General features: G+C 64.0%; 17 protein-coding genes and 1 pseudogene. 8 read left to right on the top strand and 10 right to left on the bottom strand.

Annotation, left to right across the window (positions count from 1 at the left end; translation table 11 throughout):
• Positions 1–302: 302 nt before the first annotated feature.
• On the bottom strand, positions 303–707 hold the full coding sequence (locus FRZ40_RS40760) for a helix-turn-helix domain-containing protein (RefSeq protein ID WP_158647078.1): 405 nt from the start codon (positions 705–707) through the stop codon (positions 303–305).
• Between the two features lie 382 nt (positions 708–1,089).
• Positions 1,090–1,998, bottom strand: a pseudogene (locus FRZ40_RS40755) (cation:proton antiporter); the annotation flags it as partial.
• 196 nt (positions 1,999–2,194) lie between these two features.
• On the opposite strand from FRZ40_RS40755, the gene FRZ40_RS40750 reads away from it, so the two are divergent.
• Both FRZ40_RS40750 and FRZ40_RS40745 read left to right on the top strand, forming a co-directional pair.
• Positions 2,195–2,617, top strand: a complete 423-nt coding sequence (locus FRZ40_RS40750) for an ester cyclase (protein WP_147238065.1) — start codon at positions 2,195–2,197, stop codon at positions 2,615–2,617.
• A 1-nt stretch (position 2,618) separates the two neighbouring features.
• Complete coding sequence (locus tag FRZ40_RS40745; RefSeq protein WP_147238064.1) at positions 2,619–3,239, top strand: TetR/AcrR family transcriptional regulator; 621 nt, start codon at positions 2,619–2,621, stop codon at positions 3,237–3,239.
• Between the two features lie 24 nt (positions 3,240–3,263).
• Here FRZ40_RS40745 and FRZ40_RS40740 read toward each other — a convergent pair whose 3' ends face one another.
• Positions 3,264–3,680: an organic hydroperoxide resistance protein gene (locus FRZ40_RS40740; RefSeq protein ID WP_147238063.1), complete on the bottom strand. Its 417-nt coding sequence runs from the start codon at positions 3,678–3,680 to the stop codon at positions 3,264–3,266.
• A gap of 441 nt (positions 3,681–4,121) precedes the next feature.
• Here FRZ40_RS40740 and FRZ40_RS46400 point away from each other — a divergent pair, with 441 nt between their 5' ends.
• Genes FRZ40_RS46400 through FRZ40_RS40725 form a run of 3 tightly spaced genes read left to right on the top strand, consistent with a single transcriptional unit; the run spans position 4,122 to position 6,534 of the window.
• Positions 4,122–4,322 carry a SidA/IucD/PvdA family monooxygenase gene (locus FRZ40_RS46400; protein ID WP_147238062.1) on the top strand — a complete coding sequence of 67 codons (201 nt, stop codon included), beginning with the start codon at positions 4,122–4,124 and terminating at the stop codon, positions 4,320–4,322.
• Positions 4,300–5,268: a saccharopine dehydrogenase C-terminal domain-containing protein gene (locus FRZ40_RS40730; RefSeq protein ID WP_147238061.1), complete on the top strand. Its 969-nt coding sequence runs from the start codon at positions 4,300–4,302 to the stop codon at positions 5,266–5,268. The genes FRZ40_RS46400 and FRZ40_RS40730 overlap by 23 nt, the downstream gene beginning before the upstream one ends.
• A gap of 21 nt (positions 5,269–5,289) precedes the next feature.
• Positions 5,290–6,534 carry a multidrug effflux MFS transporter gene (locus FRZ40_RS40725; RefSeq protein ID WP_147238060.1) on the top strand — a complete coding sequence of 415 codons (1,245 nt, stop codon included), beginning with the start codon at positions 5,290–5,292 and terminating at the stop codon, positions 6,532–6,534.
• Positions 6,535–6,632: 98 nt separating this feature from the next.
• Here FRZ40_RS40725 and FRZ40_RS40720 read toward each other — a convergent pair whose 3' ends face one another.
• The 6 genes from FRZ40_RS40720 to FRZ40_RS40695 all read right to left on the bottom strand — a co-directional run bounded on the left by FRZ40_RS40720 (position 6,633) and on the right by FRZ40_RS40695 (position 14,858).
• A complete protein-coding gene (locus tag FRZ40_RS40720) occupies positions 6,633–8,411 on the bottom strand; it encodes an FAD-binding protein (protein WP_147238059.1) in 1,779 nt (592 codons plus the stop codon).
• A gap of 48 nt (positions 8,412–8,459) precedes the next feature.
• Positions 8,460–9,200, bottom strand: coding sequence for an SDR family oxidoreductase (locus tag FRZ40_RS40715; protein ID WP_028367357.1), 741 nt, complete (start codon positions 9,198–9,200; stop codon positions 8,460–8,462).
• The gene (locus FRZ40_RS40710; RefSeq protein ID WP_028367356.1) at positions 9,197–10,039 is read right to left on the bottom strand and encodes a shikimate dehydrogenase family protein; all 843 of its coding nucleotides are present in this window, start codon (positions 10,037–10,039) and stop codon (positions 9,197–9,199) included. Before FRZ40_RS40710 ends, FRZ40_RS40715 begins: the two co-directional genes overlap by 4 nt.
• Positions 10,036–12,588 carry a branched-chain amino acid ABC transporter ATP-binding protein/permease gene (locus FRZ40_RS40705; RefSeq protein ID WP_147238058.1) on the bottom strand — a complete coding sequence of 851 codons (2,553 nt, stop codon included), beginning with the start codon at positions 12,586–12,588 and terminating at the stop codon, positions 10,036–10,038. The genes FRZ40_RS40710 and FRZ40_RS40705 overlap by 4 nt, the downstream gene beginning before the upstream one ends.
• Entirely contained in the window at positions 12,585–13,454 is an 870-nt protein-coding gene (locus tag FRZ40_RS40700) for a branched-chain amino acid ABC transporter permease (RefSeq protein ID WP_028367354.1), read from the bottom strand. Before FRZ40_RS40700 ends, FRZ40_RS40705 begins: the two co-directional genes overlap by 4 nt.
• Before the next feature lie 90 nt (positions 13,455–13,544).
• Complete coding sequence (locus tag FRZ40_RS40695) at positions 13,545–14,858, bottom strand: ABC transporter substrate-binding protein (protein ID WP_028367353.1); 1,314 nt, start codon at positions 14,856–14,858, stop codon at positions 13,545–13,547.
• A gap of 186 nt (positions 14,859–15,044) precedes the next feature.
• On the opposite strand from FRZ40_RS40695, the gene FRZ40_RS40685 reads away from it, so the two are divergent.
• The gene (locus tag FRZ40_RS40685) at positions 15,045–16,082 is read left to right on the top strand and encodes a Gfo/Idh/MocA family protein (RefSeq protein WP_147238057.1); all 1,038 of its coding nucleotides are present in this window, start codon (positions 15,045–15,047) and stop codon (positions 16,080–16,082) included.
• Between the two features lie 7 nt (positions 16,083–16,089).
• Here the strand turns inward: FRZ40_RS40685 and FRZ40_RS40680 are convergent, their stop codons facing one another.
• Positions 16,090–16,995 (bottom strand): NAD-dependent epimerase/dehydratase family protein, encoded by a 906-nt coding sequence (locus FRZ40_RS40680; protein ID WP_147238056.1) that lies wholly within the window; start codon positions 16,993–16,995, stop codon positions 16,090–16,092.
• A 114-nt stretch (positions 16,996–17,109) separates the two neighbouring features.
• Here FRZ40_RS40680 and FRZ40_RS40675 point away from each other — a divergent pair, with 114 nt between their 5' ends.
• Both FRZ40_RS40675 and FRZ40_RS40670 read left to right on the top strand, forming a co-directional pair.
• A complete protein-coding gene (locus tag FRZ40_RS40675) occupies positions 17,110–18,861 on the top strand; it encodes an FAD-dependent oxidoreductase (RefSeq protein WP_147238055.1) in 1,752 nt (583 codons plus the stop codon).
• Entirely contained in the window at positions 18,858–19,469 is a 612-nt protein-coding gene (locus FRZ40_RS40670; protein WP_028367349.1) for an NIPSNAP family protein, read from the top strand. The genes FRZ40_RS40675 and FRZ40_RS40670 overlap by 4 nt, the downstream gene beginning before the upstream one ends.
• Positions 19,470–19,473 lie beyond the last annotated feature (4 nt).

The raw sequence follows: 19,473 nt of genomic DNA, 5'->3' as shown, positions 1-19,473 counted from the left end.
GCGAGGGGGCCAATGGGCGTTAATGCACCGTTCCACCCCGTCAGTCTTAATCTGAAGGACTGCGTAACCAAGGGTTGGCGATACAGTCTCGCGCTCGCTGGTGAACTTGAACACAACGGTACCCGTCGGCTCAAGCCCCTTGACTCGACCAGCCGTGCTTGGCAATTCAGCACGCTCATCCTTCTAGACGAAGAGCGCGGATTGCTCGCGCCGATATGCACCAAGAGATGTAGCCTGACAATGGGTTCAACGGTTGAACAGGCGTCGAGGCCCTCCCGGCCAAAGATCGCTCGGCCCAAAGTTTACAGCGATGATGCGAACAATGCGTCGAGTGGTATCCCGAGTCGACGGGCAATACGTTCGAGTGAGTCTAGCGACAAGTCCGGAGCCTTGCGTTCGATGATGCCAAGATATCCGCGCGGCATCATCAGATCCCGCTCCAGTTCGTTCTGGGATATTCCAAGCTCAAGTCGTTTTGCCTTGATGTTACTTGCTATAGTCCCTCGGATGGTCTCTTGCAGGTCGGCGGGAGGGGAAGGAGAGGTGGCGATTTCTGAGAAGAAAATGCGCGGGTCAACGTCAAGGGCAATTGATAAGCGGGCCACGGTTCCCAGTTGCACATTTGCGCTGTGAGTCTCGATGAGATAAATCGTATTTCTACTTATCGCCGCGGCCCGTGCCACTTCATTGAGCGAAAGGCCTTTCAACTCTCGTATCGAAGTGACGGCATGCGCGAATTGTTCTCGTGCGCTTTTCGCTCGACGAGGCATTTGATAACACCGGAATTGAGTGGGCGAATCATACAACGTATGTGGCACACTCGGGCGGCGCCGAGCGTCGACAGTTCGATTGTTCCTAATAGGGGCGAGCGCGGTACCTGCTAAGTGTCGAGGCAAGTCGACGATCCGTATCGGTCTCTCTCGTTGTTCAGCAGCGCCGACTAGAGCCCTCTGGTCCCTCCGCCGGCGGTAAAAATGTTCGCGCGAATGCCGTCCGCTGCCTCGGAGTCTCAAATGAAGGGCTTTGAGGTAATATTTACCGATTAATTCCAATCAAAGTTTGGCGGCAATGACAAACTTTGGTTGTCTCGGCAAGCGCGTTGTCGACGCCGCCTAGCCGCAGCATCACGCCGCGCAGCGACAGTCCGATCAGCACGAACACCAGCGCTTCGAACACGAATACGATGACTTGCCAGAACGCCGTGCCGCGCATGCGCACGGCGGCGGAGAAGATTTCGTGCTGATGCCAGCCGAGCACCATGCCGCACGTCACCGTCGAAATGACGCTCGACACGTCCAGCATTTCGCCCGCGATATAGCTGATCCAGCCGGCAATCACCGACGTCGTGATGATCAGATAGTCGTCGTCGAGCAGGCGCAGCAGCCACACGACGGCAAAGCCGACCACGCATCCGACGGCGACGCCGCCCGCCGCAAGTCCCGCGAAGCTCAGCGCGGCGTGCGACACGCTGAACGCGCCCGTCAGCGCGGCGGCGACGGCGAAGCGGAACAGTACGAGGCCGGCGGCGTCGTTGAGCAGGCTCTCGCCTTCGAGCAGCACCATCCGGCGGCGCGGCAGCGCGACCCGCTCGAGCACCGCTTTGGCCGCGACGGCATCGGGCGGCGAGACCACGGCGCCGAGCGCGAAGCAGGCGGCCCACGGCAGCGACGGTACGACCCAATGCACGACGACGCCGACGATCCACGTCGTGAACACAACAGCGCCGATCGCGAACAGCAGAATCGGCTTGATATGCCGCTTGAAGTCGGTCCAGACGAAGAAGTACGCGCCGTCCATCAGCAAGGGCGGCAAGAAGACGATCAGGACGAGGTCGGGATCGAGAACGACAGGCGGCAGGCCGGGCGCGAACGCCATCGCGGCGCCGCCGACCAGCAATGCGGCAGCGGGCGGCAAGCGCAGACGCTTGGCCAGCAGTTCGAGCGCGATGATCGCAATCAGCGAAAGCAGCACCAGCTTGAATGCCGACACAGCCGACATGACGCCTCCTGTTGAGTGTGTGCGGGGAGCCAGAAGCGTGCAGTATGCCGGGGTTGAAAACACGGTGCCGTCGATGGGTCGCGTGGAGTCACTGAGCACTCACGAAATTCGGTGCATTGTTTTCTTGTAATGAGACGAGAGTCTCACTAGAATGAATTGGCGAACCGAGCGAACGCAATCGTGCGAGGAGCCAGTCATGACGCTGACAACGGTGCAGATGGACGGGAAGATCGAAGAGCATTTCGGTTTCGAGAGACGCGACGACGTTGCAGGCGTGCTCGCCACGCTCGCGCCGGATGTCGAGCATGACGTCGTCGGCTGGCCTGCGGGGCCGGTGCGCGGCCGCGCCGAAGTCAGGCCGTTTTACGAGGCGCTGTTCGCGGATCTGTCGGAGAGCCGGGTGGAATGTCTGCGTCGTTTGTATGGCGATGGTTTCGTCGTCGACGAATCGCTTTGGCGCGGCAAGGCGCCAGGCAGGCCGTTCGGGCTCGAAGGGCGTGGACGGCCGCTCGAATTCCGCATGCTGCACGTGCTGGAGTTTGCGGAGAACGGGCAAATCAGGCGCGAGAACGTCTGGGTCGACCTCGCTGCCATCATTGAACAGTTACCGCAAGCGTGAGATGGCAGACGTGACGATCAACGGGCGTGCAAACCAGAAGCGGCGCACGCGCAAGGACTTGCTGCAGGCCGCATCGCGTTTGATGCAGCAGGGGCGCAAGCCGAGCCTCGAAGAAATTGCCGAGGAAGCGATGGTGTCACGCGCCACCGCGTATCGCCATTTTCCGAGCATGGATGCGCTGATGCTGGAAGCGTCGCTCGATGTCGCCACGCCGGATGCGTCGAAGCTGTTCGGCGCGCGCGCGTCGGACGATCCCGTTGCGCGGCTCACGCGCGTGGATACGGCGCTGCACGAGATGATTCTCGCCAACGAAGCGCCGCTGCGGATGATGCTCGCGCATTCCCTGGAGCGTGCCGCGAAGGGCGATAGCGGACATGACGTGCCGCTGCGTCAAAACCGGCGCACTGCGCTGATCGAAGCCGCGCTGGAACCCGCGCACGACGAGTTCAAGCCCGCCGCATTCGAAACCTTGACGCAGGCGCTCGCGCTCGTGATCGGCACGGAAGCGATGGTGGTGTTCAAAGACGTGCTGCAACTCGACGACGCGCGGGCTCGCAAGGTGAAGCGTTGGGCGATCCGCGCGCTGGTCGAGGCGGCGAAGCGGGGCAGGGCAGACGCGTAGCTCGCGCTGCCCTTTATCGCTTGTTTAAACGAGCGTGACCGTCACGTCGATATTGCCGCGCGTCGCCTTCGAATACGGGCAGGTCTGATGCGCGCGGTCGACCACTTGCTGGGCGACGTCGCGCGGCAGGCCGGGCAGGCTCACGTTCAGACGCGCCTGAATGAAATACGCGCCGTCGGTGGTGCCGAGATCGATTTCCGTATCGACGCTGGTGTCAGCCGGCAGCGAGACGTTCAACGCGCGCGCCGCACCGCCCATCGCGCCGATGAAGCAGGCCGACCAGCCCGCGCCGAGCAGTTGCTCGGGGTTCGTGCCTGCGCCTGGGCCGCCCGGCGTCGACAGCTTGATGTCGAGGCGGCCGTCCGTGCTGCGCGCGGCGCCTTCGCGGCCGCCCGTCGTGTGAACCTTGCCTGTGTACAGTACTTTTTCGATCTGGGCCATGATGCGTCTCCGGTTGAGTGAGTTAGGGACAAACAATCGATGACCGTATTGAAGCGCGCCGATGTATCCGGCTTGTGTCGAGGCGCGCGGACTGTGTATGCGTTTGTATCCAGGCTTGGTGTGGATACATTGGGCTACAAAAAAGAAGGGCGGAAGCGAGCACGTGCTGATTGCGCATATCGTCGATGAGCACAACCGCGATTACACCTTGCAGGACACGTACGGAATCGAACAGATCCGCCGACTGGGGGCAGCAGGAACCTCCCTAGAAACCTCTGCTTCCCGACATTCACGGTTCTGCTCACTCGACTATTGCGGCAGCATGTGCCCCTGGTCGTGCCACACAGAGGCATCCTAAAAACCTATCAGACGCGATAGGTTTTTAGGATGCAAGTTGTTGCTCAAATCGGGTCCATACTGCAACCCGGTAGAGACTTGTAAATGAACAATCCGGTTTTCGATTGCATTGGCGTTGGCTGTGGCCCTTCGAACCTGAGCATTGCAGCTCTGTCACATGGAAAATCCGAAGTTCGCCATATTTTCTTGGAGAAGAGAACCGAGTTTTCATGGCACGACGGGATGATGCTGCCAGGCACCAGCTTATCCTGCACTTCCGGTGATGGATCATCTCAATACCGGTGAACTGGATGTGGTTGTGCTTTCTCTCAGCGGACCGGCCACAATCGCCTTCGTCACTGACGAGCGCAATCACGCACTGTTCAGGAAGCGCCCCATCTTCGTCAGCCTCGGCCGACCGGGCTACGACGATGTTGCTGCACATAACGCCCTTGATCGCTATCTCGCCGAGCACGACATCGTCGAGATCCTGATGAACGATCTCGCATCAACCTGCGATGCGGGAACCCTGCACAGCTTGAACGCCATATGCGGAGGCGTCCCACAGCATCCGAGCTCGCCACTCAATTACGATCTGCTGTTCGGTGATCGTCTGCCCGCGCACAATCGCGCAGCACTTATCAAGATCAACGGCAAACAGGGTTACTGCCAGCGGTTTGACATGAAGGAGGCGCGGTTCATCGATGGCGTCGGTCTGCTCGACGTCTATCACGACGGCCTTTCGCCGTACCTTCTCGGCTCGCCGCGTTTCCAGGCGATCCCATCAATCAGGCAGCAAACTGCCCGGTGGCCCGGATTCTTCGACTGCGTGCGTAACCTCATCGCGCTGGGATTGCTGGACGAGCACGCACTGCCTGGTGATACCAGCACGCCGAGCGATCTCATTCATGGGATTCTCACGAGAAACGGCAAGCTTGCTCGCAATCGCCCGGACATCAGCTTCGTGGAAGTGTCTGCCGAACATTCGTCGGGCGAGCGTTCGATGGTCAGGGTTCTCGCAAAGTACGACGAGAACACAAATCTGACAGGTATGGCGCAACTGACCAGTTTCCTGGCAGCATGGACTGCCAGCAAGGCTATCGATCTGCCCTCGTCATGCAGGGCCGGGGTGACGCTTAGTCACGCGTTCTACGATCACGACATGACCCGTGAGCTTGTGACCGCGTACCGGGAACACGTTCGGTGTAACGTCATCACATCTTCCCGGACCCCTGGTGCCGCAACGGCATAGTCTGTATTCGAAAGGAAATCCATGTCTGCAATACAGCTTGCCAGGCTCTCCCGGACCGAACTGAAAGTCGTCTCGATCGTTACCCTGTTACTGTTTTTAGGGTTGCTGGGTACGGACATCCATCTCTCTGCCCTGCCTGAAATGATGCGCGCCATGCATACGACGCGATCGATGATGCAATCGTCGATCTCCGTTTTTCTGTTCGGCGTCGGTCTGAGCGCGTTGATCTATGGGCCCGTCAGTGACGTGTATGGCAGAAAGCCGGTCGTGATGACGGGGCTCGTGATCGCAATTGCTGCCAATCTGATCGGTGCGACACTCAATGATATCGGGCCGTTCCTGACAGCACGTTTCATCCAGGGTGTCGGTAGCGGTGTGTGTGTGGCGCTCTCGCGTATCGTGCTCTCCGATATTGTGCAAGGCGAGCGGTACGCGATCACGAGTTCCTACATCACATTGTTCACCGGTCTGTCGATCGTGCTCGGTCCTGTCATCGGCAGCTTCATGTTGACCCGATTTGGCTGGCAGGCGAACTTTATTGTGATGGCAAGCATGCTCACGGGTATCCTTGCCGTGTACGCATGTCTGTGCCCGGAAACTAACGTTCACCGAAACAGGGACATTCGCATACGCAATGTATTCGCGAACTATAAAGCCGTCTTGCGAAACGAGACGTTCGTTTCAGCAACCCTGCTGGCCGGCATCGGTATGGCCTGCTTCGTGATGTATACGGCTACCAGCCCATTTGTTCTGCAGCAACAGTTCGGCCTCTCGCCGAGGCTCTACGGTTGGGTCACGGCGCTCGTCAGCGCGGGGCTTCTCGTGAGCCGCTCGCTGCTTCCGCGATTCATCCGCCGTTACGGGATGCCGATGATGATCTGTCTGGGGCTCGTGATCCTGATCGCATGCGGATCCCTGCTGCTCATTCTAAACGGACTTGATGTCCTGTCGACGTTTGCATTTTTGCTCAGCGTCTCGGGGGTCTTTTTCAGCTACACGTTTATCGTGCTTTGCGCGTCCGCCATGTCGATAAGCCCATTCACCGACAAGCGGGGCGCCGCGGGGGCCGTCTATTCGTTTTCACAGATGGCTCTTGCGTTTGCGGTAAATTCAGCCGTTTCCTTGCTGTCTGGCAATGCGGTCGTACTTCTGGGCGCCAGCTATATCGTTTTGCCGACAGCGGGCCTCTATCTTTGCAGGAAAATGCGACGCACGAAAAGGGAAGAAACAGTCCACTCGTTTCGGGCGGAGCAGACGCGTTCTTAGGGTGCAGGGCTTCGAACGGCCGCTCATGACCGCCGCCGTCGAGCCGGCAAAAAAGAAGGGCCTTGCGGCCCTCCTGCTGTCGAGATGTGAGGGACCCGTTATGGCGCGTCATGCAGGCACGCTTGCGGCCGCGTCTGCTGGTCGACGCAATGGCCAACCTCCTTCCCCGCGACGAACTTCGCGACCCGCCATCCGAACACGATCGCAGGCCCCAGCGTCGTGCCCGGCCCCGGATACGTGCCGCGAAAGATCGAAGCCAGATCGTTGCCGCATGCGAAGAGCCCGGGAATCACAGCGCCCTGTGCGTCGAGCACTTCGCCGTTGGCCGTGCCCGCCAGTCCCGCGCTGCATGCGAGATCGGCGGGCCAGACCGTGACGGCGTAATACGGCCCGTCGCCCAGCGGACGGACACACGGATTCGGCTTCTGCGCCGCATCGCCGTTGAAGCGGCTCATCGGACCGGAGCCACGGCCAAAGGCGGGATCTTCGCCCGACGCCGCGTGACGGTTGTACGTTTCCACTGTTCGCGCGAGTCCTGCCGCGTCGACATCCAGCCTCTTCGCCAGTTCGGCGAGCGTCGCGCCCTTCACCAGATAACCGGCGCGCTCGAACTCGGCGATACGCGCGCGGCTGCGCCCCGGCATCAGCAGACCTAAACCGTAATCGCGAATGAACGCTGCATCGACGATCAGATGCGCGGGCACGCTCGCGCCTTTGCCTTCATCGCGCAGCATGCCCATCACGAAGTCGTGATACGAGTTCGATTCGTTCACGAAGCGCTCGCCGCGCCCGTTGACGGCGATCAGCCCCGGCTTCGCGCGATCGAGAATGATGTGCGGCCACACGCTGTCGCTATTGCTGTTGCTGTTGCCTGAGCGGCGAATCGAGCAGGGCATCCACAAGCCAGGGCTGTCGCCGCCGTTTTCGAGCAGCGCGTCGAGCTTGAGCGCGCTGCCTACACCATCGCCCGTGTGCGTATCGGGCGATAGCGACAGCGGTTGAGCGGCGGCGGGAAACAGTTGCTTGCGCAGCGCCGGATGCCGCGTGATGCCGCCCGTCGCGAGCACGACTCCACGGCGCGCGCCGATGCGCTTCGTTGCACCGTTCTTCGAGCCGACCACGGCGCCCGTCACTCTGCCGTTCTCGCGCACCAGTTCGACGAGCGGCGCTTCGAAACGCACATCGACGCCGCGCTTGCGCAGGCTGTAGAAAAGCCGTGCCGCGAGCGCATTGCCCATCACGAGTTGCGTGCCGCGCGGAAAGCGAAGGCGATCGATGAAATAGCGGCCCACGACAGCCACCGTTCGCTTGAAATTCCCCACGGAAGCAAACGGAAACAGCAGCGCGTTCAGGTCGCTGCGATTGACCATCATGCCGCCCAGTCCCATGAATTCCTTTCGCGGCGGCCTGACTCGCGCAAAATCCGCGCCGAGCACGCTTGCGTCGAACGGAACGGGTGCGAGCGCGCGGCCGCCGAACGCCGCGCCGGGGCCCGTCACGTAGTCGGGGTGCGCGGCTGCCGCGACGAAGCGGACGTCGCTGATGCGCTGCAGTTCGTCGATGGCAAGCGGCCCGCTTTGCAGAAATGCTTCGCGTGCTTCATCGCCGCCACGCTCGCCGACTACCGATTGCAGAAAGCGCCTCGCGTCGTCGACGCTATCGGGCACTCCGGCATCGACGCTCAGCTGCGTGCCGGGCACCCATGTCGTGCCGCCCGAGGTCGACGTAATGCCGCCGACGGCCTCCGTCTTTTCGCACACGAGCACCTTGAGTCCCTCGTGATGCGCGATCAGTGCCGCCGTCATGCCGGCAGCGCCCGCACCGAATATCAGCAGATCGACTTCCTCGTCCCAGCGCGAATCCTGATTCGCTTGCATGCGTTGTCTCCTTCGTTCCGTCATGTCCATTGCGTGCTCGAAGCGCGCTCAATACGTTGCGCGCCCGCCCGAAAGGTCGAAGGTCGCGCCGCACGAAAACGAGCATTCGTCGGATGCGAGCCACGCGGCCAGATTCGCGACCTCATCGGCGGTTCCGGGGCGTTGCATCGGAATCTTCGCGAGGCTGGCGGCGAGCGCGTCGGGTGTCATCTGCTGCAGCAACGGCGTTTCGATGACGGCGGGCGCGATGCAGTTCACGCGCACCGGCGTGAGCGCGAGTTCCTTGCCCATCGACTTCGTGAACGCGATCACACCCGCCTTCGCCGCCGAATACGCGGACATCGACGGATTGCCTTCCTTGCCCGCAATCGACGCGAGATTCACGATGCGTCCGAAGCCTGCCGCGAGCATCGGCGCGACGGCGGCGCGCGAGCACAGGAACACGCTGCGCAGATTGACGTCGATGCAGCGCTGCCATACATCGAGCGCGCATTCGGCGACGGGCGCAATCGGGCCCGTCGTGCCCGCGCCGTTGATCAGCACGTGCAGCGCGCCGAAACGGTCGAGCGTCGTGCGAAGGGCGGCGGCCACGGACGCTTCGTCCGTCACATCGGCATGCACGCCGATGGCCGTGCCATCCGGCAAGGCGGCAGCCGCTTCGCGCGCCGCGCGCGCATCGAGATCCCACAGCGCGACGCGCAGGCCGTCGCGCTGCAGCCGCGCGGCAATCGCACGGCCGATTCCGCCCGCGCCACCCGTGACGATGGCGACCCGCCGTGTCGCACTCATGCTTGCGCATCCAGCAGAAATTCGACCATGCGGTCGCAGACGCGCGCGAACATCTGCGTGCCCGTCACCGTCTTGCAGCCACGCGCACGCGCGGCTTCGATGAACGGCGTGAGCGGCGGCTTCGTGACGACGTCGCCGACAAAGGTCGATGCCGGCAGTCGCGACACGTCGACGGGCAACGGGTCGTCCGCGCGCATGCCCATCGGCGACGCGTTGACGACGACATCGAACGATTCCGCTGCAACCTCCTTCGGCGCCGTGTGCACGGCGCCGCGTTGCAGCGCGGCGAGCCGCGTCACGAGCGAGTCGGTGCGCGACGTATCGTTGTCGAGCACATCGAGCGAGGCGACGCCCGCATTGACGAGCGCGTGCCCGATCGCCGAGCCCGCACCGCCCGCGCCGACCAGCAGCGCGCGCTTGCCTTGCAGATGGCAGCCCGCATCGACGAGTGCCGCGACGAAGCCGGTGCCGTCGAACATGCCGCCGTGCCACGCGCCGTCGGGCGTGCGGCGCAGCGTATTGACCGCGCCGAGAAACGCGGCCTCTTCGGAAAAGCTCTTGCAGTACGCAGCGGCGCTGAACTTGTGCGGCACCGTGATGATCACGCCGTCGACGTTGCGCATCGGCGCGACGCCCGCGAAGAATGCCGCGAGGTCATCGGGCGCGACGTGCGCGGGCACCACCAGCGCATCGCGGCCTGCTTCACGCAGTGCGGCCGTCACGCCCTTCGGCGAGCGCACCTGTGCAATCGGATCGCCGACGATGAAGACCACGCGCGTCGCGCCGCTGAGTCCTTCGTCGAGCGATACGGCGACGGTCGTTGCAGTGGATTCGGTCATGCTGATTTCACCTCCAGAGTAGAGCCGGCATCGTCGTGGACGATACCGAGCAGTTTGGCTTGCGTCGCGACATCCTGAGCCAGCGCGTCGGCCGTGTTCTCATACGCGACGCGTCCGTTGACGAGCACGTACACGCGGTCGGCAATCGGCAGCACCATGTCTGCCTGATGTTCGACGATCACGACGCTCGCGCGCTCGCGCAGCTTCACGACGGCATCGAGCACTTCCTGCACGACAGCGGGCGCGAGGCCTTCGAACGGCTCGTCGAGCAGGATCGCTTTCGCGGGCGCCATCAACGCGCGCGCAATCGCCACCATCTGCCGCTCGCCGCCCGACAGATGCTCGGCGCGCACGTCCTTGCGATTCGCGAGCCGCGGAAAGAGCGCATACATGTCGTCGACGCTGGCGCCGCCTTTGCGCGCGGCGAGCCGCAGGTTTTCATAGACGGTCAGATTCGGGAACAGCCGGCGGCCTTCGGGCACCATCGCGAGGCCAAGACGGTTGATCTCGTGCGGCGCGCGCGCCGTGATGTCGTGGCCGTCGAAAGTAATCGCACCCCCGCTGACCTGCGCGACGCCCGTCGCCGCGCGCAAGGCCGTCGTCTTGCCCACGCCGTTGCGCCCGAGTATCGCGATGACTTCGCCTTCGTGCAGCGTGAGGTCGATGCCGTCGAGAATCGTATTGCCCGCATAGCCCGCATTGACGCGTTCCAGGCGCAGCAGCGGACGCTTCTCTTTCGGCTTGTCGCGCTTTGCGTCGATGCGTTGCGCGAGGCGCGCGTCGACGGCGCGTTCGCCCTTCGCGTGACCCATGTACGCTTCGATCACTTCGGGATGCGCGGCGACCACGGCAGGCGAGCCGTCCGCGATCAGATGGCCGCGATGCAGCACGCTGACGCGATCGGAAATCGTCAGCACGCGATCGATGTCGTGCTCGATCAGCAGCACGGCATGATGATTCGCGAGTTCGCGCACGATGCGTGCGACCGTCGCGCGATCCGCTTCGGCGAGTCCGGCGAGCGGTTCGTCGAGCAGCAGAAGACGCGCTTGAGTCGCGAGCGGCAGCGCGATTTCGAGCAGCCGCTGTTCGCCGTGCGACAAGCTCTCGCACGACGCAGCCGCGCGCTCGACGAGACCGACGGCGGCGAGCAGCGACCACGTCTGCGCGTTCTGCTTGTCGAGCGTGTGCGCGTCGCGCCAGAGACCGAGGCGCTCGCGCTGCGCCGCCTGCACGGCGACGCGCACGTTCTCGAATACCGTGAGGTTGCGGAACACGCTGAGAATCTGGAACGAGCGGCTCATGCCGAGCCGCACGCGGCGGAACATCGCGAGCTTCGTGACGTCCTTGCCGTCGAACGTGATCGTGCCCGACGAGGGCGGCAGCACGCCCGTCAGCATGTTGAAGAACGTCGTCTTGCCCGCGCCGTTCGGTCCGATGAAGCTGTGCAGCTTGTACGGATACACGTCGAGGTCGATGTTGTCGGCGGTGACGAGCGAGCCGAACTGCTTCGACAGGCCGCGCACGCTGAGAATCGGCGTGTCGGGGTCCATGTCGATGCGGCTCGCGCGATACGGCGCGATCACTTCGGGGCGCTGCGGGATCGTGTCGCGCACGAGCGTCCAGCGAGGCCGCCGCAGAAGACGTTGCGCAAGCCCCTGAATGCCTTCCGGCGAAAAGAACGCAAACGCGATGATGATGGGCGCGAACATCAGCCACCAGTGCTCCGTCAGGCTGCTCAGCTTGTCTTCGAGCAGGATGAACGCGATGGCGCCCCACAGTGGTCCGAGGAATTGATGCACGCCGCCGAGCACCGTCATCAGCAGGCTGTCGCCCGCATGTTCCCAGCTGAGGTTGTTCGCATACGCGCCTTGCAGCATCAGGCAGAGCAGGCCGCCCGCGTAGCCGATCACGGCTGCCGAGATGACGAACGCATACAGCTTCAGCCGATACGTGTCGTAGCCGAGGCTCGCCGCGCGCTGCTCGTTGTCGCGCAATGCCTGCAGCGCGCGTCCGAACGGCGCGTGCACGAGCCTCCACAAGCCGTACGCGGCGGCGACCACGGTGACACAGGCGAACACGTGGAAGCCCGTCGTCGTCGCGAAGGTCGGACGCGGCACGTTCTGAAGACCGTTCTCGCCGCCCGTCACGTCGGTCCACTTGAACGCGATTTCGAAGGCGATCTGCGAACACGCGAGCGTCAGCAGCGAGAAATACAGGCCGCGCCGTTTGAGCACGACGGCGCCGATCAACGCGGCCATCAAACCCGTGACGATCACGCTTGCGGCGAGCGCGGCGATCTCGTTGCCGATCAGCCGTTGCAGCGAAATCGCGACCAGATATGTCGATGTGCCGAAGAACACCGATGCGCCGAACGGCACGAGGCCCGTGTACGCGACGAGCAGATTCACGCCCATGCCGTAGAGCGTGTAGATGGCGATCTGCGTCGCGCGTTCGAGCGGCGTGCCCGTCGCGGTCAGCGCGATCGAAACGACGAAGAGGCACGTCGCCAGCAGGGCGACGGGGTGTCGCGTGAAGAGTTTGAGATTCATTCGAAACGCTCCCAGCGTTCGCCGAACAACCCGCGCGGACGCACGAGCAGAACGAGTGCCATCAGGACATACATCGCCACCGACGAGCCTTCGGGGAAGAACTGCACGGCCAGCGCGGTGACGATGCCGACCAGCAGGCCCGCGACGACAGCGCCCGCGAACGAGCCCAGGCCGCCGATCGTGACGATCACGAAGGCGGGCATCACGGCGGCTGTCGCCATGCTCGGCGTAACGGTCAGCAGCGGCGCGGCGAGCACGCCTGCCGCGCCCGCGAGCAGCGCGCCGAGCCCGAATGCGCCCGTCAGCACGCGCGGCAGATTGATGCCGAGCAGACCGACCATTTCGGGGTCGCGGCTGCCCGCGCGCAGGATGCGTCCGTAGGGCGTGAACTTCATGAACCACCACAGCGCGAGCAGGATCGCGACGGTCGCGGCGAGCACGAACAGGCGGTACTTCGTGATCAGCAGCGGCCCGTAGACGAGAAAGCCGTTCAGAGCAGAAGGCGGGCTGAACGGCAGGCCGCCCGCGCCCCACACCAGGCGGATCAACGCCGTCAGCAGCAGCGAGAGCGCGAAGGTCACGATCAGGCCGAGCAACGGCTCCTTGCCGTACAGCCGCCGGATGAAGATGACCTCGATCAGCATGCCGACGAGCGCGACCAGCACGGGCGCGACGATCACGGCCGCCCAGCCGAACTGCATCGACAGCGCAATGGCGAAGTACGCGCCCAGCGCGAACAGCGCGCCATGCGCGAAATTGACGATGCCAAGCAGCCCGCAGATGATCGACAGACCGATCGCGAGCAGCACGTAGAGAAAGCCCAGTACCAGTCCATTGGCGATCTGGGACAACACCATTTCTGCCATGCCGTACTCCAGGTGTCGACGGCCGCTGCGTCACGCGTGATGCAACGGCGTCGTGAAGATCAGGTTTCGTTCGAAACCGTCGAACGCATTTCAGCGCGCGGCCATCGTGCAGCCGATTTCCTGACGCGTGCCGTATAGCTTGTCGAGTTCCGACGGGTGCTGCGGCACCGCCGACACCTGGTTGAGCCAGTCCCACTTGTCGGTGATGTGGTCCTTCACCTTGAACACGGTCCAGCGGCGCAGCATCTGGTGATCCCACGGACGGAAATACGCGGGCCCGCTGCTGTCGCCGAACTGCACCGTCTCCAGGCTTTGCACGATGTCCGCGCCCGACGTGCTCTTCGCCTGATTGACGCCCGCAAGCAGCGCGCGCGTCGTGAACCAGCCGATCCAGGCCTTGTCGGCGGGCGGCTTGCCGTATTTCGCCGTGTACTTCTTGATGAACGCGGCTTCTTCAGGGGAATGACCGGGCGAGCTGAAGTGCCACGGCTTGCCGTAGTAGCCCGTCGCCGCATCGACGTTGATCGACCACAAATCCGAATCGCCGATGATCGGGCACGCGACGGGAATCTTGTCCTTCATGCCCATTTCCGCATACTGCTTGAGGAAGGTCGAGAGGTCGCCGCCAGGCAGGCCGAGCAGCACGACGTCGGGCTTCGACTGGCGGATCTTGAGGATGAACGAGCTGAAGTCGGTGGTGTTGAGCGGCGTCACGTCGGCGCCCGTGATCGTGCCGCCCGACTGCTTCAGCAGATCGGACATCGAGCGCTGGATGTCCTGGCCATACGCATAGTTCGCGACGAGGAAATGCCACTTCTTGCCAATTGCGAGCAGCGACGGCGCGAGCGCGCGGCACGTCACAGGCGTGGGGCTCAGCACGCGGAAGGTGTACGGGTTGCAGCTGCTGCCCGTCAGCTCGCGCGCGGCCGCATTCGGCGCGATATACGGCGTCTTCGTGCGGTTCGCGACGGACGACATTGCCAGCGACGTGCCGCTGTTCGTGCCGCCGATCACGGCAATCACCTTGTCCTGTTCGACGAGTTTCTGCATGTTCTGCTGCGCCGACTGCGGATTCGGCTCGTCGTACCAGACGAGATCGAGGCGGCGGCCGCGTGCCTGGTTGTTCGCGTCGTCGAGCGCCATCTTCACGCCGTTCGCGATCACTTCGCCTTGTTCCGTCCAGACGCCCTGCTTGGCCATCAGCAGGCCCAGCTTGAGGGGCTGCTCGCCCTGCGCGCGCACGATGGCGGGCGCCGCGAGCACGGCCGCGCCGCTCGCGAGCGTCTTGCCCGCTGTCGCGAGCCAGTCGCGGCGCGTCATGCGCGTGCTTGCGCCGCCGCCTGCGTCGGCGGCGGGCGTGTCGTGGCTGCAAAGTTCGTCTGCCTGCTTGTGCTTGTCGTTCATCTGTCTCTCCGCTCCTTTCGTATCCCGTGGATCGCGCGATGTCGTGCAGCACGCCGCGCATCGAAAACTTTTGGTGAACTCTAGTTCGAATTGGAATAGCATTCAACAATTAAAGCGGATTTCAGAGTATCCGGGTATTCACCTGGTACGCGGAAACGAACCGTGTTCAACCAAGGAGAAGAGACGATGGCAAGGAGACGTCTGGCGGTGATCGGCGCGGGCGCGATCGGACGCATGCATGTGGAGCGGGCGCGGCTGCATCCGCAGGCGGAGGCGGTGGCGATTGCGGATCCGTCGCCGGCAGCGCGGGAGTTTGCGCAGCGCGAAGGGCTGCGCTGGTTCGAAGGCTACGAGGCGATGCTGGACGAGGTGCGCCCGGAAGGCGCGATCGTCGCGACGCCGAATGCGACGCACGTCGACGTGGGGCTCGCATGCATTGCGCGCGGCGTGCCCGCGCTGATCGAAAAGCCGGTCACCGATAACGTCGACGAAGCGCTGCGGCTGGCTCGCGCGGCCGATGAGGCCAACGTGCCGCTGCTGGTCGGTCATCATCGACGGCACAATCCGATCCTGCGGCGCGCGCGGGAGATCGTGCAATCGGGACGCCTCGGCACGCCTGTCACGGCGAATGCGCTCGCCACGTTCTACAAGCCGGACGCCTACTTCGACGTTGAATGGCGGCGGCGCGCGGGCGGCGGCCCCGTGCTGATCAACCTGATCCACGATGTCGACATCATGCGTTTTTTGCTCGGCGATATCGTCGAGGTGCAGGCGCTGACGTCGAACGCGGTGCGCGGCTTCGAAGTCGAGGATACGGCTGCCGTGCTGTTGCGCTTCGCTAACGGCGCGCTCGGCACGCTTGCCGTATCCGACTGCGCAGCGTCGCCGTGGAACTGGGATCTTGCTGCGGGCGAAGCGGCGCACTATCCGCGTCAGCAGGTGAACACGCATTTTCTGATCGGCACGGATGCGTCGCTGACGCTGCCGCAACTCGACGTGTGGGAATACCGCGCGCGCAAGGGCTGGCACGAGCCGCTGACGGTCGAGCGCAGCACGCCGCACAGCGGCGATCCGTATCACGAGCAGTTGCGCCATTTCGCCGCCGTGATCGCGCGCGAGGAAGCGCCGCTGTGTTCCGCCGACGACGCCGCGCGCACGCTCGCCGCGACGCTCGCCGTACATCAGGCCGTGGCGGCGCGCGGGCCGGTGGCGCCCGCGCGCTGATGGCGTCCTATTGCGTCTGAAACGCGTGACGATAGAACGCCACCGTCTGCCGCAAGCCTTCGTCGAGCGAAGTGTGCGGCAGACCGGGCAGCAGGCGATCGAGCGCAGGGTCGTGCGGGAATGCCGTCGCGATGGGCAGCGGCGCGCCGGCAGCGTCGATGCTTGCGTCGGGCACGATCGCCGAGATCCGATCGATCACGCTCGCGACGGACGCGATCTCGCCCGCCAGCGTGAAGGCGTGTGCGCCTTCGATGTCGCGCAGCAAGGCCGCTTCATACGCGGCGGCGACATCGTCGGCGAACACGAAGCCTGTCGAACCCGTGAACGGCATCGTGTAGCGCTCGCCGCGCGCGGCGGCGCGGCACGCGAGGCTCGGCGCCGCGCTCGATCCCGTTTCGCGGCCCGCGCCATACACGACCAGCGGTCGAAAGCCGACGCTCGCGATCCGATGGTCGTTCCAGTACGCGCGCGCCGAGCCTTCGCACGCGAGCTTGAACGCACCGTAGTGCGTTTGCGGATGCGGGGTCGCGCCGTCGTCGGGGCCGAACACGCCTGCGCTGCTGGCGTACAGCACGCGTTTGAGACCCGCTGCGCGCGCCGCGTCGAAGATGTTCAGCGTGCCGATCAGGTTGATCTGCGCGCCGCGCACCGGGTTCGCCGCGCAGTCCGGCGTGAGGATGCCCGCGAGATGAATCACGGCGTCGCAGCCGTCCAGCGCGCGCGTCACGTCGTCGGCTTGCGCGATATCGCCCGTGCGCCATTGCACGGATGCCGCGCGTTCGGGCGCGAGCGCGTGCAGCAGCTGCCGCTTCGCGTGCAGATCGAACGCGACGCAATCGATGCCGCGCGCAAGCAGGCGCCGCATGATCCACGCGCCCAGAAAACCGCTGCCGCCCGTTACCAGTACCCGCATGTCGTTCCTCCTCGTCGTCACAAAATCTTTGCAAGATCGCATTTTGTGGAATAGTATTCCAGAAAGAAAGTAAGTTCCATAGTTGGTGAATTCCCCGGACGAGCAGAACCGAAGATGAAACGTGAACCGATTCTCGAATGCGATGTGCTGGTGCTGGGCTCCGGCGCGGGCGGGCTGTCGGCGGCCGTCACGGCGGCGGCGCAGGGCTTGCGTGTGATCGTCGCGGAGAAGGAGGACGTGTTCGGCGGCACGACCGCATGGTCGGGCGGCTGGATGTGGATTCCGCGCAATCCGCTCGCGACGGCAGCGGGCATTCGCGAACAGATCGACGCGCCGCGCACTTATCTGAAGAACGAACTCGGCGCGCGGTTCGATGCAGCCAAGGCGGACGCGCTGCTCGAACGCGGCCCGGAGATGATCGGGTTTTTCGAGCGGAACACGGCGATGCGTTTCATCGACGGCAATCGCATTCCGGATTTCCACACCACACCGGGCGCGGGAACGGGTGGCCGTTCCGTGTGCGCGATGCCGTTCGACGGACGCGAACTCGGCCCGCTGATTCACAAGCTGCGCGAACCGCTGGGCGTCGTCACGCTGAAGGGGATGGCGCTCGCTTCAGGACAGGATCTCGCGCATTTCTATCGCGCGACGCGCTCGCTGAAATCGGCGCTGTACGCTGCGCGCAGACTGTCGGCGTTCGCGTGGCAAAAGCTGCGCTATGGACGCTCGATGCATCTCGTGAACGGCAACGCGCTCGTTGCGCGGCTGTTGAAATCGGCGGCGGATCGCAACGTGGATCTGCGCACGCGCGCCAGGGCGATCGGTCTGCTGCGCGACGAAGCGCGCGTCACGGGCGCGCGCGTGGAGATCGAGGGCGTCGTGCATGAGGTGCATGCGGCGCGTGGCGTCGTGCTCGCGTGCGGCGGTTTTCCGCACGACGTGGAGCGGCGCGCGCACGAGTTCGCCTATACGCCGTCCGGGCGCGAGCACTGGTCGGCGGCGCCGCTCAGCAATACGGGCGACGGCATCCGGCTCGGCGAGTCGATCGGCGGTGCGTTCGACGGCGCGCTCGATGCGCCCGCGGCGTGGGCGCCCGTGTCGCTCGTGCCGCAACGCGGCGGTGCGCCCGGCGTCGCGTTTCCGCATCTGATCGAACGCGCGAAACCGGGGGTGATTGCCGTGACGCGCGCCGGGAAACGCTTCGTCAACGAGGCATCGTCGTATCACGATTTCATTTCGGCGCTGCTCGGCACCACGTCTGCGGGCCAGGAAGTGTGCGCGTGGCTGATCTGCGATCAGCGCTTTCAGCGGCGCTATGGGCTGGGCTTTTCGAAGCCGTTTCCGTTTCCTGTTGCGCCCGCCATTCGCTCGGGCTATCTGAAGCGCGGCGCAACGCTTGCCGAACTCGCGGCGGCATGCGGCATCGATCCGCAAGGACTGGAGAACACCGTCTCGGCCTACAACACCTACGCGAAAGACGGCTTCGATCCGCAGTTCCACAAAGGCTCGACGCCCTATAACCGGGTGCAGGGCGATGTGGAGCACACGCCCAATCCGTGCAACGCGCCGATCGAAAACGGGCCGTTCTACGCCGTGAAGCTGCTGCCGGGCAGTCTCGGCACGTTTTCCGGTCTTGCCACCGATGCAAACGCGCGCGTGCTCGACCGCAACGACCGCGCGATTGCCGGTCTCTACGCGGTCGGCAACGACAGCGCAAGCATGATGGGCGGCTGCTACCCGAGCGGCGGCATCACGCTCGGACCGGCGATGACCTTCGGCTATCTCGCGGGACTTTCTCTCGCTGGCGCGGCGCATGACGACACGCGCGCCTGCTCATCCATTCACATCAAAGGAACACTGCAATGACACTGTATGACACGGTCACGCTGACGGTGAAAATCGGCACGAACGCACAGGTTTTCGAAAGCATCAAGGCGAACGGCAATCAGGCGGGTGCGACGCTGCTCGGCTGCTGGTATTCGGATATCGGCGCGCTCGGCAAGGTGATGGTGCTGCGCGGCTTCGAATCGGAAGCGGCGCTCGTGAACGAGCGCAGGCGTCTGTTGCTGGAAGGCAATCCGTTCGGCTGCGGCGAGTTCGTCGACGACGTGAAGGTGGAAAGCTACGCGCTCTTTCCATTTCTGCCGCCCATCGAACCCGCCGTGCATGGCGGCATCTATGAAATGCGCGTGTACGGCACGAAGCTCGCGAGCCTGCAGCATACGATCGACGCGTGGGAAAAAGCCGTTCCCGAGCGCACGAAGCGTTCGCCGCTGATCGGCGCGATGTATTCGCTCGACGGCACCGTGCCGCGCTTTCTGAACATCTGGCCGTATGCGAGCGTCGACGAGCGTTCGCGCGTTCGCGCGGAAGCCGTGAAGGACGGCATCTGGCCGCCGAAGGGCGGACCGGCGCATCTGACGACGATGGAGTCGACGATCTACATGCCCGCGCCTTTCTCGCCGCTGCGCTAGGCGA

The sequence above is a fragment of the Paraburkholderia azotifigens genome (assembly GCF_007995085.1).
Classification (GTDB): domain Bacteria; phylum Pseudomonadota; class Gammaproteobacteria; order Burkholderiales; family Burkholderiaceae; genus Paraburkholderia; species Paraburkholderia azotifigens.
This window is presented reverse-complemented; position numbering and strand designations above follow the sequence as displayed.